The sequence below is a fragment of the Arthrobacter sp. HLT1-20 genome, assembly GCF_054510895.1.
In genome coordinates this window covers 202,363-215,748 of record NZ_JBTNDR010000001.1, presented here as the reverse complement: position 1 = coordinate 215,748, position 13,386 = coordinate 202,363, and the positions used below count along the sequence as shown (strand labels likewise).

General features: G+C 60.2%; 12 protein-coding genes. 3 read left to right on the top strand and 9 right to left on the bottom strand.

Annotated features, from left to right (window positions below; translation table 11 throughout):
- Positions 1-20: 20 nt before the first annotated feature.
- From ACX80Q_RS01000 to guaB, 3 genes are all read right to left on the bottom strand, one after another.
- Positions 21-1,550: an ABC transporter substrate-binding protein gene (locus tag ACX80Q_RS01000; RefSeq protein ID WP_459328648.1), complete on the bottom strand. Its 1,530-nt coding sequence runs from the start codon at positions 1,548-1,550 to the stop codon at positions 21-23.
- Between the two features lie 218 nt (positions 1,551-1,768).
- Positions 1,769-2,341: a PadR family transcriptional regulator gene (locus ACX80Q_RS00995; protein WP_459328647.1), complete on the bottom strand. Its 573-nt coding sequence runs from the start codon at positions 2,339-2,341 to the stop codon at positions 1,769-1,771.
- Between the two features lie 113 nt (positions 2,342-2,454).
- Positions 2,455-3,963 (bottom strand): IMP dehydrogenase, encoded by a 1,509-nt coding sequence (gene guaB, locus ACX80Q_RS00990; RefSeq protein WP_459328646.1) that lies wholly within the window; start codon positions 3,961-3,963, stop codon positions 2,455-2,457.
- Between the two features lie 232 nt (positions 3,964-4,195).
- On the opposite strand from guaB, the gene ACX80Q_RS00985 reads away from it, so the two are divergent.
- Positions 4,196-5,194, top strand: a complete 999-nt coding sequence (locus ACX80Q_RS00985) for a DUF389 domain-containing protein (protein ID WP_459328645.1) — start codon at positions 4,196-4,198, stop codon at positions 5,192-5,194.
- Positions 5,195-5,286: 92 nt separating this feature from the next.
- Here the strand turns inward: ACX80Q_RS00985 and groL are convergent, their stop codons facing one another.
- Positions 5,287-6,894, bottom strand: a complete 1,608-nt coding sequence (groL, locus tag ACX80Q_RS00980) for a chaperonin GroEL (protein ID WP_459328644.1) — start codon at positions 6,892-6,894, stop codon at positions 5,287-5,289.
- Positions 6,895-6,988: 94 nt separating this feature from the next.
- Positions 6,989-7,285 (bottom strand): co-chaperone GroES, encoded by a 297-nt coding sequence (gene groES, locus ACX80Q_RS00975; RefSeq protein WP_038464523.1) that lies wholly within the window; start codon positions 7,283-7,285, stop codon positions 6,989-6,991.
- A gap of 413 nt (positions 7,286-7,698) precedes the next feature.
- On the opposite strand from groES, the gene ACX80Q_RS00970 reads away from it, so the two are divergent.
- Together ACX80Q_RS00970 and ACX80Q_RS00965 are read left to right on the top strand one after the other, a co-directional pair.
- Positions 7,699-8,580, top strand: a complete 882-nt coding sequence (locus ACX80Q_RS00970; protein WP_459328643.1) for an ABC transporter ATP-binding protein — start codon at positions 7,699-7,701, stop codon at positions 8,578-8,580.
- Positions 8,577-9,389 (top strand): ABC transporter permease, encoded by an 813-nt coding sequence (locus ACX80Q_RS00965; RefSeq protein WP_459328642.1) that lies wholly within the window; start codon positions 8,577-8,579, stop codon positions 9,387-9,389. Before ACX80Q_RS00970 ends, ACX80Q_RS00965 begins: the two co-directional genes overlap by 4 nt.
- An 80-nt stretch (positions 9,390-9,469) precedes the next feature.
- Here ACX80Q_RS00965 and ACX80Q_RS00960 read toward each other — a convergent pair whose 3' ends face one another.
- From ACX80Q_RS00960 to ACX80Q_RS00945, 4 genes are all read right to left on the bottom strand, one after another.
- On the bottom strand, positions 9,470-10,228 hold the full coding sequence (locus ACX80Q_RS00960; RefSeq protein WP_459328641.1) for an iron ABC transporter ATP-binding protein: 759 nt from the start codon (positions 10,226-10,228) through the stop codon (positions 9,470-9,472).
- Positions 10,225-11,241, bottom strand: coding sequence for an iron chelate uptake ABC transporter family permease subunit (locus ACX80Q_RS00955; protein ID WP_459328640.1), 1,017 nt, complete (start codon positions 11,239-11,241; stop codon positions 10,225-10,227). The genes ACX80Q_RS00960 and ACX80Q_RS00955 overlap by 4 nt, the downstream gene beginning before the upstream one ends.
- Positions 11,231-12,211, bottom strand: coding sequence for an ABC transporter permease (locus ACX80Q_RS00950; protein WP_459328639.1), 981 nt, complete (start codon positions 12,209-12,211; stop codon positions 11,231-11,233). Before ACX80Q_RS00950 ends, ACX80Q_RS00955 begins: the two co-directional genes overlap by 11 nt.
- A 111-nt stretch (positions 12,212-12,322) precedes the next feature.
- Positions 12,323-13,267: a siderophore ABC transporter substrate-binding protein gene (locus ACX80Q_RS00945; RefSeq protein WP_459328638.1), complete on the bottom strand. Its 945-nt coding sequence runs from the start codon at positions 13,265-13,267 to the stop codon at positions 12,323-12,325.
- Positions 13,268-13,386 lie beyond the last annotated feature (119 nt).

Genomic DNA, 13,386 nt, shown 5'->3' with positions numbered 1-13,386 from the left:
GCCGACCGCCCCAGGGAGAATCAGTGGGCGGGCGAGTAGCTGCGAATCCACGGGGCAGCGTTTTGCGATTGGAGCACCACATTTGTCGTGGCATCTGTTCCATAGGGCAAGGACATGCGGTAGAGCGGGGCGAACCAAGCGTTTGTGACGAGCCAGGTGTTCACGGCCGCCATTGCGGTGTCCTGCTCTGAGCCCGTGGCGAATTGGGCCTTCTTCACCAAGCCCATAAGTTCTTCCGAGTTCACCTTGGAGGTGTTCCACGGCGAAGTCGGCAACGCGAGCTTTTGAATGTCCTGCCACGCCGTTTGGCTTCCCAGGTTGAACAAGAACATGGGGAATTTACCCGCAAGAATCTGGCCAATGAGCGCATCGGGGGCAACCTTGACCCATTCGGTCTTGATGTTGAGCTTGAGGAGTGTCTGCTCGAGGACCGGGCTGACAGCAGCAAACCCGGGCGAATCGGGCATTTGAACAGTGAATCCGTCGGCATATCCGGCGTCGGCCATGAGTTTCTTCGCCTTCGCCTCATCATGGGTGTAGTAGTTGTCCAGCTCCGGCACGTAGGCCTGACTGGACACGCCGAAGACCTGATTGGTGACTTCGCCGTGACCCAAGCCGATTCCCTTCAGGAGTGCTGGAGCGTCGAAGAGGTAGTTGATCGCTTGACGCACGCGCACATCACCGAGCGCGGGAACAACCTTGCCTTCACGGTCAGCCAGGAACAGGCCCGTCCAGTCAACCTGGGTGGTGGTCACCTGCAGGCCGCTTGCCTTGGCTTCTGCAATGCTCTTGGCGTCGATGGACCCGCCGTTCACCTGGCCCGATTTGAGGGCGTTGATGCGGGCAGTAACATCTGTCATCGGTTTGATGATGAGCTTCTCGTAGGGGAAAGATTTCAGGTCCCAGTAGTCAGCTTTGCGTTCATACACAAACTGGCTGCCCGCCACTGTCTTGGCCGTGTCCAGCACATACGGGCCGGTGCCGACGGGGTTGGTGGCCTTGTCGCTTGCCGTCAGCGAACCCAGACTTGCCATGGCCCCGCCAACAACGCCGAGGTAGCCAAGGAGCCCGGGATCCGGGGCACTCAGCACCACGTCGACGTGGGTGGCATCAACAACGTCCACCGTCTCAATCGACTTGGCCATGTAGGCGTTCTGGCCGCCACCCTTCTTCAGGTAGTCAAGGTTTGCTGCCACCACTGGGGCATCAAACGGTGTGCCATCGCTGAATTTCACGCCTTCGCGCAACGTCAGGGAAAGTACTGTGTTGTCCTCGTTGTAGGACCATTCGGTGGCTAGACCGGGCTGCGGCACCGAATCCGGGTCGAGAACCAGCAGCGTGTCAAAAACCGGCATCCAATACTGGACCTTGTGACCAATTTCTAGCGCTGCGCGGTCAAACGAATTATTGTCCGCCAATGACGCAAGCGTGAGGGTGCCGACACCGGCCCCCTGGCCATTGGCAGCTTGCTTCGGCGAAGCAGAACATGCACCCAACCCGAGTGCGAGGGCAAGAACGGCAGCTGTTGCTGCTATCCGCATGGATCTCATAGTCATTCTCCCTTGAACGTGTCTGAGCCAGGGATCCCTGCCAACAAAGGAGCAGGTTTCCACAAGCGCCACTATAGGACGACGCCTATAGTGATTTGTCCTATAGTGACGCACGACACCAAGCCGTGTCAAGGAGAGAATTGAGGGGATGACAAATATCCAGGACCCGGCCTGTTTCAGGGCAGGCTAAAGTGTCCCGTCAAGCTGGGCTGGCAAGCCTAGGAGCGCTCCGCCAGACGCTGTTTCCAGACTTTCAATTGGGACTCCACCCAATCAACCCATTGGTCCATTGATCGGGCACCGAATTCGTGGGAGTTGTTCCTAAATTCCTTGATCAGGTCCTGGTCAATGTCGAAGGCCGGATTGTTCACGCGGATGGTGCGGTCCCGATTTCGATACTTGGCGATCTGCTGCCTTCGGAAACTCAGTTCAATCTCCAACATCCTCGGGACCGCAGTTGGATTGAGCCACATTCGGCACTGATACTGCGCCCCAAAATCCGCTTCCTGCCATCGCTCGGCCGGGACATAGTCCAACTCGGTGAATTCCTGCAGGTACACAATCCCGGTGGGCGTCAGCGAGTAGACCTTGGCATTCGGAGCATTTTCTCTTTTCTCCTCCACAAAATCCACCATGCCGGCCCGCTGCAGCCTGGCCAAGGTTCTGTAGATCTGGGACTGGTCCACGTTGGCCCGGATAAACACACCCTCGGTGGAGAGCCGTCGGCGCATGTCATAGCCTGTGCCCGGCTCAGCGGCGATCAGCATCAGGAGTATGTCGTCGAACTTCAAGAGTGTCCTTCTGTTGTGTGGTGCACGGGATGTTGCTGATTCTAACCACTCATCGCTGCCCGCCCAAGAACGCCCTCGTGCACAAGACTCTCTTAACGTACGACGGCGGGGGACTACTTGTAGTTCGGGGCTTCCACGGTCATGGTGATGTCATGAGGGTGGGATTCCTTCAGGCCAGCTGCGGTGATGCGGACAAACTTGCCGCGCGCCTTCAGCTCCGGGATGGTCGGGGAGCCAACGTAGAACATGGTCTGGCGCAGGCCACCCACCAACTGGTACGCAACCGAGGAGAGCGGGCCGCGGTAGGCCACACGGCCTTCGATGCCTTCGGGGATGAGCTTCTCGTCGCCCGTGACATCCGCCTGGAAGTAACGGTCCTTGGAGTAGGAGGTGTTCTTGCCGCGGGACTGCATGGCACCCAAGGAGCCCATGCCACGGTAGGCCTTGAACTGCTTGCCGTTGATAAAGACTGTCTCGCCCGGGGACTCCTCGGTGCCGGCCAGCAGGGAACCCAGCATCACGGTGTCGGCACCGGCAACCAGCGCCTTGCCGATGTCGCCCGAGTACTGCAGGCCGCCGTCGGCAATCAACGGCACGCCGGCCGGGATGGCAGCCTTGGCGGATTCGTAGATGGCTGTGATCTGCGGAACGCCAACGCCTGCCACCACACGGGTGGTGCAGATGGAACCCGGACCAACGCCAACCTTGATGCCGTCGGCACCGGCGTCGATCAGGGCTTGGGCGCCTTCACGAGTGGCGGCCTGGCCACCAATGACGTCAACGTGGGCGGCAGCCTTCTCGCTCTTGAGGCGCTGGATCATTTCCAAAACACCCTGGCTGTGGCCGTTGGCGGTGTCAACGAACAGGGCGTCAACGCCTGCCTCAACCAGTGTCATGGCGCGCTCAAAGCCGTCGCCGAAGAAGCCAATGGCCGCACCGACGCGCAGGCGGCCCTTGTCATCCTTGGTGGCCAGCGGGTACTGCTCGGCCTTGGCGAAGTCCTTGACGGTGATGAGGCCGCGGAGCACGCCGGCAGCATCCACCAGGGGAAGCTTTTCAATCTTGTTCTTGCCCAGCAGCAAGGAGGCCTCTTCGCGGCTGATGCCAACCTTGCCGGTGATCAGCGGCATGTGGGTCATGACGTCGCGGACCAGGCGCTGGGAGTATTCGCTCTCCGGGATGAAAACGGTGTCCCGGTTGGTCACGATACCCACCAGGCGGCCGTCTGTGTCAACCACGGGCAGGCCGGAAACGCGGAAGCGTGAGCACAACTCGTCCAGCTCGGCCAAGGTGGCGTCCGGACCAACGGTGACGGGGTTGGTGATCATGCCTGATTCGCTGCGCTTGACCAGGTCAACTTCTTCGGCCTGGCGCTCTATGGACAGGTTGCGGTGCACAACACCCAAACCACCCTGGCGGGCCATGGCGATGGCCATGCGCGATTCGGTCACGGTATCCATGGCGGCCGACAGCAACGGTGTCTGCACGGTGATGCGCTTGGAAACACGTGAGCTGGTGTCAGCTTCGGAAGGGATGACGTTGGTGTGGCCGGGAAGGAGCAGGACGTCGTCGTAGGTCAGGCCAACAAAGGCGAAGGGGTCATGAATTTCAGGCTGGGACACGAAGGCTCCTTGGCGGGGGTAGAACCATTTAAGGGTGTGCATCCGATGACTGGTCCCGTGATTACGGAGCCTGTCTGTGCGTTGCTTACATTCTAAAACGAAAGCCGCCCTGACCCTATTCCCGAGGTCTGGGTCACACGAGGCGCCCCGCGGCGGGCAGTATTGGCAGCGCCCAGAGGGCGGTCCTGTAGTAGTGTTCCGATCAACCAACCGGCCCCACAGGAAGCAGCTGATGGCACTGCAAATTCGTATTGTTATTCCGGCAGGGCTCTCGGACCGGGTGGTGGACCTTGTCACGAATCATGCCGGTGTTTCTGAAGTTTCCAGGCTTCAGGGCGCCTCCTTAGTTCCAGCCGGTGACGTCATTACCGTGCAGGCTGTTCGGGAATGTGTTGAAGAGCTGTTGGAGAAACTCCATGCGATCAACATTGAGGGGATCGGCTCGGTCACCATCACCACCCCGGAACTGGTGATCTCGAAGCGCCTTGAGGACGCCGACAGCGCTGTGCCCGGGGAGGAGGCTGACGCCATCATTTGGGATGAGGTGGAGAAGGACACCAGCGAGGAGTCCAAGCTGACGTGGAGCTACCTGGCCTTCATGATCATCGCCGTGCAGCTGGCGGGCATTGGCATTGTCACGGACTCCACGATCGCCATTGTTGGAGCCATGGTGTTGGGGCCGGAGTTCGGTGCCCTCGCCGGCCTGGCCCTGGCGCTCGTGGACAGGCGCTGGAAACTTGCCCGACGCGCGGCCCTGGCCCTGGTGGTTGGGTTCCCGCTGGCCATGGCCGTCACAGCGCTGGCAGCAGCCGTTTCAGTCCCGCTGGGCCTCTTTGACCCGGCCGAGGTCATGGCCGGGTCAAGCTCCACGGAATTCATCTACCACCCCGGCTGGTATTCATTCATCGTGGCGGTCCTGGCGGGCGCCGCCGGAATGTTGTCACTGATTGGGCGCAAATCCACCATGTTGGTGGGTGTTTTCATCTCGGTCACCACCGTTCCAGCAGCGGGGTATGTTGCCGTGGCATTGGTGCTGGGCCAGCCCGACCGTGCAGCCGGCTCCGCCCTGCAGCTCCTGCTCAACATTGCCGGCATCATTGTCTCGGCCGCGGCAGTCTTGCTCATCTACCGGCTGATCCGACGACGTCGTCCGGCACCCTCTCAGCACACACCGGCCCGGGCGAAATTTGGGCCGCCACGGCCGGGAGTTCGCAGCACTTTCCGCCGCTAAAGCAAAAATGCCGCCGTTCCCGCAAAATGCCACCGGTATATCGGTGGCAAAATGCGGGAACGGCGGCATTTTTTTATCCGGCCGGGCCCCAGTTAGTGCTGGTGGCTGGCTTCCTCGGCATCGGCAGGCTTGTCCGTCACGAGAACTTCGGTGGTGAGCACCAAAGCTGCGATGGAGGCCGCGTTGCGCAGGGCCGAACGAGTGACCTTGACCGGGTCGATGACGCCGGCGTTGACCAGGTTCTCGTACTCGCCGGTGGCTGCGTTGAAGCCGAAGCCGTCTTCGAGTTCGCCAACCTTGTGCACAACAACGTAGCCGTCGTGGCCGGCGTTCTGGGCAATCCAGCGCAGCGGCTGGGCAACAGCCTTGCGAACCAGTTCAACAGCTGTTGCTGCATCGCCGGTCAGGGCTGCAACGGTGGCATCCTCGTCAAGAGCCTTGGCGGCCTGGACCAGTGCGGAACCGCCACCGGCAACAATGCCTTCTTCCAAAGCGGCACGCGTTGCGGATACAGCGTCCTCAATGCGGTGCTTCTTTTCCTTCAGCTCAACCTCGGTGGCTGCGCCAACCTTGATCACGCCGATGCCGCCGGCCAGCTTGGCCAGGCGTTCCTGCAGCTTTTCCTTGTCCCAGTCGGAGTCGGTGCGCTTGAGCTCAGCATGCAGCTGGGCAACGCGGTCGGCAACTTCCTCAGCCGTGCCGGCACCGTCAACGATGGTGGTGTTGTCCTTGGTGACTGTGATGCGGCGGGCCGTACCCAGTACTTCAAGGCCAACCTGGTCCAGAGTCAGGCCGATCTCCGGGGAGACAACCTGTGCGCCGGTCAGGATTGCAATGTCCTGCAGCATGGCCTTGCGGCGGTCGCCGAAGCCCGGAGCCTTGACGGCAACTACGTTCAAGGTGCCGCGCAAGCGGTTGACGATCAGCGTGGACAGGGCCTCGCCGTCAACGTCTTCGGCAATGATGAACAGCGGCTTGTTGGCAGCAAGTGCCTTTTCAAGCAGCGGCAGGAATTCCTGCAGGCTGGAGATCTTGCCCTGGTTGATCAAAACCAGTGCATCTTCCATGACAGCTTCCTGGCGTTCTGCGTCTGTGACGAAGTACGGGGACAGGTAGCCCTTGTCGAACTGCATGCCCTCGGTGAGGACCAGTTCGGTGGAGGTGGTGGAGGATTCCTCGATGGTGATCACACCATCCTTGCCGACCTTGTCGAATGCCTCGGCGAGCAGGTCGCCGATTTCCTGGCTCTGAGCGGAGATGGCGGCAACTTCTGCAACCTGTCCACCCTCAACCGGGCGGGCGTTCTCCAGCAGGCGCTTGGCAATGGCTTCAACGGAAACCTGGATGCCGCGCTTGAGCTCGCCGGGAGCCGCACCTGCGGCAACGTTGCGCAGGCCTTCCTTGACCAGAGCCTGTGCCAAAACGGTGGCCGTGGTGGTGCCGTCACCGGCAACATCGTTGGTCTTCGTGGCAACTTCCTTGGCCAACTGTGCGCCGAGGTTCTCGTACGGGTCTTCCAACTCCACCTCGCGGGCGATCGTGACGCCGTCGTTGGTGATGGTGGGAGCGCCCCACTTCTTGTCCAGTACTACGTTGCGACCGCGCGGGCCGAGGGTCACCTTAACGGTGTCCGCCAACTTGTCGATACCGGCCTCAAGGGCCTTCCGTGCGTCGTCATTAAATGCAAGCTGCTTAGCCATGCGGTGTGTCCTTTCACGCAAAGACCCCGCGCTCGTGACCTAAGAACGGTCCCGGCCGCGGGGCTTTACAAAGTGGTTACTAGAGCAAAAGTCGTTACTTAACGACGATGGCCAGTACGTCGCGGGCCGAGAGAACCAGGAGCTCTTCGCCACCGGTCTTCACTTCGGTTCCACCGTACTTGGAGTAGATGACAACGTCGCCAACGGCAACATCGATCGGGACACGGTTGCCGTTGTCGTCAACGCGGCCGGGTCCAACTGCCACAACTTCGCCCTCCTGGGGCTTTTCCTTGGCAGTGTCCGGGATAACCAGACCGGAAGCGGTGGTCAGCTCTGCTTCGAGCTGGCGAACAACAATACGATCCTCAAGAGGCTTAATAGAGACCGACACTCGGACCTCTCCTTCACACGTAAATTCTTTGGATGGCTGGCAGTCTTCTTCACCATGTTTATCAGGAGCCCCAACCGTCGTCGCGGTGCCGGTGTTGCTCCCATGGCCAAAAAGATAAGCAAGTTAGCACCCTCGGGGTGAGAGTGCTAACTCTGACTCTATGGAATTGATTAGCACTCGGTCAAGGCGAGTGCCAGTTTTCGACTTAAAAGTGCGACGTCGGCGGGCCTGGTTTCGCTCACGGCGCACCTTTGCGCCGGGACGGGTGTGCGGTGTTCGTGGTGAGTGCGCATCAAATGCGGTTGCAGGGCCGGAAGTCTCATGAGCTGCGCTCTCACGCCCCACCAACCCAACGCGCCGCCAATTTTGCGCGGGTGCTGTTCGGGTTCCCTTCTTGGTGCAAGGATGAACAAATGACAAGCAGCCAAGTGCCGGTGCACGTGCGTGATCTCAGGAAGTCCTACGGCGCCTTCACGGCCGTGGATGGCATCAGTTTTGACATCCATAGCGGGGAAACCTTTGCCTTGCTGGGTCCCAACGGTGCAGGGAAAAGCACCACGATTGAGATTCTCGAGGGTTACCGGGACCGCAGCAACGGGGAGGTCAGCGTTCTGGGCATCGATCCCCAACACGGCGGATTGGAGTGGAAGGCCCAGCTGGGCATTGTGCTGCAATCAAGCGGGGAGAGTGGCAACGTTACGGTGCTTGAACAGCTGTCCCACTTTGCCGGGTACTACCCGAACCCGCGCACGGTGGGGGAAGTGATCGAGGCCGTGGGACTGGCTGGCAAGGAAAAGACCAGGATCAGCAAGCTTTCCGGCGGGCAGCGCCGGCGGGTGGATGTGGCACTGGGCATCATCGGCCGCCCCAAGCTGCTGTTCTTGGACGAACCCACCACCGGCTTCGACCCTGAGGCTCGGCGGCAATTTTGGGATTTGATCAACCAGCTCAAGGCCGAGGGCACCACCATCCTGCTGACAACGCACTACTTGGATGAGGCCGCGACCCTGGCCGACAGAGCTGGAGTCATTGTGGGCGGTAAACTCGTGGACATTGGCCGCATCGATGAGATTGGCGGGGCCGGCGCAAGGGTGCCGCTCGTGCGGTGGCGGCAGGACGGCGTCGTCCGGGTAGAACGCACGACGGAACCCGCGGCACTCGCGGCGAAGCTCTACAGCGAGGCAGGCGGCGAGGTGGAGGCATTGGAAATCACCCGTCCCAGCCTGGAGGACATTTATCTAGACTTGGTGGGCACCCGTGCAGCCGCAGCACGCGAAGAGCAGGACGTGGCATGAGAACACTTTCATTGGGCACCCGGCGGATCGGCTACGAACTCAGGCTGTACTTCAGGCAGGGCGACTCAGTCTTTTTCACGTTCCTATTCCCGATCGTGATGCTGTCCATTTTCGCAGTGGCCTTCAGTACCAGCGGCACCATCGGGGCAGCCCCGGATGGCAGCGGCGGCATCTCCTTTGCCGCGTTTTACGTACCCGGCATGGTGGCCGCGGGCATGCTGCTCAGCGGCGTGCAGAATCTGGGCGTGGACATTGCCGGGGAGAAGGGCGACGGCACCTTGAAGCGGCTAGGCGGCACTCCCCTGCCGGTGTTTTCCTACTTCATGGGCAAGATCGGCATGGTCATGGTCAGCTCCGTCCTGCAGGTGACGCTGCTGCTGCTCGTGGCTCGTTTTGCCTTTGACGTGGCCCTGCCCAGCGAACCGGGCAAGTGGCTGACATTCGCCTGGGTGTTTTTGTTTGGCGTCATCACCAGTTGCGTGCTGGGCATTGCCCTGTCCGCCCTGCCTCGCACCGGCAAAAGCGCCACGGCCGTGGTGATCCCCATTGTGTTGTTGCTGCAGTTCATCTCCGGGGTGTACCTGAACTTTTCGCAGCTGCCCGGCTGGCTGCAAAACGTTGCCAGCGTGTTCCCGCTGAAATGGATGGCCCAGGGCATGCGCAGCGTGTTTCTGCCCGCCGCCTTTGAGCAGGCCGAACCGGGCGGCGCCTGGAATCTGGGCCTGGTGGCACTGGTCATGGGGCTGTGGCTTGTTGTGGGGCTGATCCTATGCAAGCTAACGTTCCGCTGGATCCGCAAGGACACCTAGTCCCCCATCTGTGACGCAGTTGTTGCATTGGAAAGCGCCTTCCCAGCGCGTTTTGATGCAACAAGTGCGTCACAGATGGGTTAGGCGAAGTAGACGCCGATCCTGTTGCCGTCAATTTCCTCGATGCGTATGTCGATGTCGTACACATCGGCCAGCACGGAGCTGTGCATGAGTTCGACAGGGGTGCCCTGGGCGATCAGCTTGCCGTCCTTCATGGCCAAGATGTTGTCCGAGTAGCACGAGGCAAAGTTGATGTCGTGGATGACCAGCACAACGGTTTTTCCCAATTCATCGGCCATTTTTCGCAGTGTGCGCATCATGTGAACCGAGTGCTTCATGTCCAGGTTGTTCAGCGGCTCATCGAGGAGCAGGTATTTGGTGTCCTGCGCCAGCACCATGGCGATGAAGGCGCGCTGGCGCTGGCCGCCTGAGAGTTCGTCCACGAAACGGTCCGCCAGCGGACCCAGCTCCAGGTAGTCCAAGGCCTGGTCGATGTGGATTTTGTCGGCCGCCGTGCCGCGGCCGCCGTTGTGCGGGAAGCGGCCAAAACCCACCAGGTCTCGCACCGAGAGCCGAACACTGAGCTGGTTCTCCTGGCGCAGGATGGCCATGGTCTGGGACAGCTCACGGCTGGGTGTGGTGCTGACATCGAGGCCACCAACGGCGACACCGCCGGCGTCCATGGGCAGCAGGCGGCTGATCATGGAAAGCAGCGTGGATTTGCCTGCGCCGTTGGGGCCAATGATGGAGGTGACCCCGCCAGCTGGGATGGTTGCCGTGACGTTGTCCACCACTTTTTGGCTGCCGTAGGACTTGCTGACACCGGAAATTTCAATCACTTCAGTGAGCCTTTCAACAGCAGCCCGATGAACACCAAGCCGCCAATAAATTCGATGACAATGCTCAACGCACTGTTGAAATCAAAAATGCGTTCAAGCACCAGCTGCCCGCCCACCAGCGAGATGATGCCCAGGAGTACGGCGACGGGGAGCACTGTGGCGTGCTTGAACTTGGGCACCAGCTGGTAGGCAAGCGACGCCACCAGCAGGCCGAAGAAGGTGATGGGCCCCACCAGTGCTGTGGAGACCGCTACCAGGACGGAGCAGATCACCAGCGTTTTGGTCACGGCCTTGCGGTGGTCCACACCCAGATTGATGGATGTTTCACGGCCCAACGCCAGGACGTCGTACTCGCGGCGCAGGCGCCAGGCAGGGACGGAGACAAGGACGACGGCGGCAATCGCCACGAGCAGTAACGTCCCGTCCACCTGATTGAAGGAGGCAAAGAACAGGTCCTGCAAGATCAAGAACTCACTGGGATCCATGAGCCGCTGCAGCAGTGCGGAGAACCCTCGGAACAAGGTGCCAAAGACTATGCCCACCAGCAGCATCAGGTGCAGGCTCTTGCCGTTGCCCGTAAATAGCCAGCGGTACAGCAACAAGGAGAAGGCCACCATCAGCAGCACCTGCATCCCGAACTTCAGCGGTGTGGGCAGGGACAGCAGCACCTGGCCGCCCAACACAAACGTCAGGACGGTCTGCAGCAAAATGTACAGGGCATCGAAGCCCATGATGGACGGGGTCAGGATGCGGTTTGCCGTCACTGTTTGAAACAGCACTGTGGACATGCCCACCGCATACGCCACCAGGATCATCGAGCCGACTTTGATGGCGCGGCGAGGGAGAATGTAGCCCAAATTCCCGCGGATCTCGACCGTCATGAAGACCAGAATCAATGTGGCCGCAAGCACTGCCAAAATCGTCAACAGGACTGTTGAGGACAGTTCAAATTTCTTGGCGCCGGGCGTGCGGGCGTTGATGGACAGTGCTGCCGGGAGCGGACTAGTTGGCATTCCTTTTCTTCCTTCCCAGAAGCAAGTACAAGAAGATCAAGCTGCCCACGGCGGAGACAATGATGCCTACAGGGATCTCAAACGGGTAGCGAATGGTACGTCCAATGATGTCGCACACCAGGACAAAGGCGGCACCAAAAACTGCCACCCACGGGATGGCGCGGCGGACGTTGTCGCCGAAAAACATGGACACCAGATTCGGCACTATCAAGCCCAGGAACGGGATGGCACCCACGGAGACCACCACCACGGCGCTGATCAAGGACACGATCACCAGGCCCAGCATCATGATGCGGTTGTAGTTCATACCCAAATTGGTGGTGAACTCCTCCCCCAAGCCGATGACAGTGAATCGATCGGCACAGATGAACCCCACAACAGTCAGTGCGCCCACCAGATACAGCAGCTCATAGCGGCCCTGGATGACGCCCGAGAAGTCCCCCACCATCCACGAATTCAAGGTTTGCAGCAGGTCAAAGCGGTAGGCAAAAAAGGTGGTGACGGCGGCGATGACTCCACCGAGCATGATGCCCACGAGCGGCACCACCAAGGTGTTGCGCAAGGGCATCCGGCGCAGAATCACCAAGAACAAGGCCGTTCCGGCCATGGCAAAAACACTGGCAACACCCATTTTGGCGAACAGTGAGGCTGCCGGGAATAATACGGTGACGGCAAGGATTCCCAGTGAGGCAGATTCAACCGTACCCACCATGGAGGGTTCAACGAACTTGTTTCTGGCCATGAGTTGCATGATCAACCCGGCCACGCTGACAGCGGCGCCAGCCAGAATGACGGAGATGGTCCGCGGGATCCTGCTGACCCAGAGCACGTGCCAGGCGTGAGGGTCCCCCGCCATCAGAGCTGGCAGGGAGACGTCACTGACGCCCACAAACATGCTCGCAATGGCCAGCACCAACACGGCAGCCCCACCCAGCGCCAGCATGGTGCCGGAACTGATGGGGCGTCGCATTGAACTCACCTTGGGCGCGGCTTCAGCCGTTGCAAGTGACACAGGAAATCCTTGAGTTTTGTCTTCTTGAGGTCCAGCTGCTCGCTACCAAGAGGTACGCAGTAGGGGCAATTATGCCTTCGCTACCGAGCCTGCGATGGCACCGACCATGGCGTCTACATTGTTGAGGCCGTAGCCCACCAAGTACCAGCTGGCCGGGTCGAGGTAGGTGATGCGGTCATTCTTGGCAGCATCGGTGCCCTGAACCAGCGGGTTGTCCAGAACAGCCTTCGCCGCACCTGCGGATTCACCGGTGGCAACGTCGCGGTCGATCACATACAGGCTGGCGGGGTTGGTCTTCGAAATGAACTCGTTGGAGATGGCCTCGCCATGCGAGCCCTCGGCCTTGACATCCGTTGCCGTGGGCACGCCCAAGACATCGTGGATCAGGCCAAAGCGGGAGCCTGCACCGTAGGCGGTGAGCTCACCGCCACTGGTCATGACAATCAGACCGGTGCCGGCTGTGGGGGCCTTGGCCTTGGTATCGGCGATCTTGGCGTCAATGGCCTTGATCTTCTCGGTGACCACAGCCTCCTTGTCAAAGATCTTGCCAAGGCTTGTTGAGACTGTCTTGAAAGATTCCAGCGGAGCTTTCGCGTCCACACTCAGGTCAATGGTGGGGGCAATCTTGCTCAGTTCGGCGTAGGAGCCTGCGGTGCGGCCGGAGATGATGATCAAGTCGGGGGCGCCGGCACTGATCGCTTCAAAATCGGGTTCCTTCATGGTGCCGATGTTGGCGACATCCTTGGAGGCGTACTCCTTCAGCGCTGCGGGCAGGTTGGCCTGCGGCACGCCCGCAACCGGGACGTCCAAAACGTCCAAGGTGTCCAGCACGCCCAGGTCAAACGTGTAGACCTTCTTCGGGTTCAGTGGAATGTCTGCAGTGCCCTGAGCATGCGTGATGGAGACAGTGCCGGACGCTTTGTCTTGTGCACCTGCCGTGCCGCTTTGGCCGCAGGCGGTCAGAGCCAGGACGGCGGCGGTGGCTGCGAAAGTCAGCAGGTGCTTCTTCAACATCGTATTTCTCCAAAAGTTAGATTAGCTTAGGCAATCCTTAGGCGTTCCTTAGAACGCTATTACGACAAGGAATAATTGCGCAAATTATTAGTGCGCTATTTGCGGTGACGCTCGTCACG

What these genes read in the sequence shown, in the direction of transcription:
- ACX80Q_RS00945 (WP_459328638.1), bottom strand. Translation starts at nt 13,267, where the DNA reads ATGTTGAAGAAGCACCTGCTGACTTTCGCAGCCACCGCCGCCGTCCTG.
- groL (WP_459328644.1), bottom strand. Translation starts at nt 6,894, where the DNA reads ATGGCTAAGCAGCTTGCATTTAATGACGACGCACGGAAGGCCCTTGAG.
- ACX80Q_RS00965 (WP_459328642.1), top strand. Translation starts at nt 8,577, where the DNA reads ATGAGAACACTTTCATTGGGCACCCGGCGGATCGGCTACGAACTCAGG.
- ACX80Q_RS01000 (WP_459328648.1), bottom strand. Translation starts at nt 1,550, where the DNA reads ATGAGATCCATGCGGATAGCAGCAACAGCTGCCGTTCTTGCCCTCGCA.
- ACX80Q_RS00970 (WP_459328643.1), top strand. Translation starts at nt 7,699, where the DNA reads ATGACAAGCAGCCAAGTGCCGGTGCACGTGCGTGATCTCAGGAAGTCC.
- ACX80Q_RS00985 (WP_459328645.1), top strand. Translation starts at nt 4,196, where the DNA reads ATGGCACTGCAAATTCGTATTGTTATTCCGGCAGGGCTCTCGGACCGG.
- ACX80Q_RS00950 (WP_459328639.1), bottom strand. Translation starts at nt 12,211, where the DNA reads ATGCGACGCCCCATCAGTTCCGGCACCATGCTGGCGCTGGGTGGGGCT.
- ACX80Q_RS00955 (WP_459328640.1), bottom strand. Translation starts at nt 11,241, where the DNA reads ATGCCAACTAGTCCGCTCCCGGCAGCACTGTCCATCAACGCCCGCACG.